The organism is Oleiphilus sp. HI0128, assembly GCF_001635365.1.
This window is the reverse complement of sequence record NZ_LWGG01000674.1, coordinates 1-915: the sequence shown is the minus strand read 5'-3', so window position 1 is coordinate 915 and position 915 is coordinate 1. Positions and strand designations below refer to the sequence as shown.

2 tRNA genes and 1 rRNA gene are annotated in these 915 nt (G+C 49.4%); all 3 read left to right on the top strand.

Annotated elements, in window-relative coordinates:
- Positions 1-456 (top strand): 16S ribosomal RNA (locus tag A3763_RS08380); the annotation flags it as partial.
- Between the two features lie 114 nt (positions 457-570).
- Positions 571-647, top strand: a tRNA-Ile gene (locus A3763_RS08375).
- A gap of 141 nt (positions 648-788) precedes the next feature.
- Positions 789-864 (top strand) — tRNA-Ala (locus A3763_RS08370).
- Positions 865-915 lie beyond the last annotated feature (51 nt).

The window sequence follows — 915 nt, the reverse complement described above, 5'->3', positions numbered from 1 at the left end:
GGGTTAAGTCCCGTAACGAGCGCAACCCTTATCCTTATTTGCCAGCACTTCGGGTGGGAACTCTAAGGAGACTGCCGGTGACAAACCGGAGGAAGGTGGGGACGACGTCAAGTCATCATGGCCCTTACGACCAGGGCTACACACGTGCTACAATGGTAAATACAAAGGGACGCCAAGCCGCGAGGTGGAGCTAATCCCAGAAAATTTATCGTAGTCCGGATTGGAGTCTGCAACTCGACTCCATGAAGTCGGAATCGCTAGTAATCGTGGATCAGAATGCCACGGTGAATACGTTCCCGGGCCTTGTACACACCGCCCGTCACACCATGGGAGTGGATTGCACCAGAAGTAGTTAGTCTAACCTTCGGGGGGACGATTACCACGGTGTGGTTCATGACTGGGGTGAAGTCGTAACAAGGTAGCCCTAGGGGAACCTGGGGCTGGATCACCTCCTTAAACGAATCGTGATCGTTTCGGTCAGAGTTCACACGAATTGCTTGGTTATAGAATTAAAGAGAGCGTAAGGGCAATAGGCCCTATAGCATCTTACTGAGAGGTAATTTGCGCAGAAGGCCTGTAGCTCAGGTGGTTAGAGCGCACCCCTGATAAGGGTGAGGTCGGCAGTTCAAGTCTGCCCAGGCCTACCAGATTTCAGTTACTCATCGTTAAATGATTACTCGCATAGCAGGCTATGCTTCGCAGTCATTTGCCTAGATTAACTAAAATCTACGATTTTTTGAGTCTGACTTTAATGAACGTTAAAGCAGAGGATAAAATGCTCTGGGATTGGGGCTATAGCTCAGCTGGGAGAGCGCCTGCCTTGCACGCAGGAGGTCTGCGGTTCGATCCCGCATAGCTCCACCAATTTCCAAAATTGAAATGATTATAAATAAGTGTATTTGCTTGGTTTAAGTT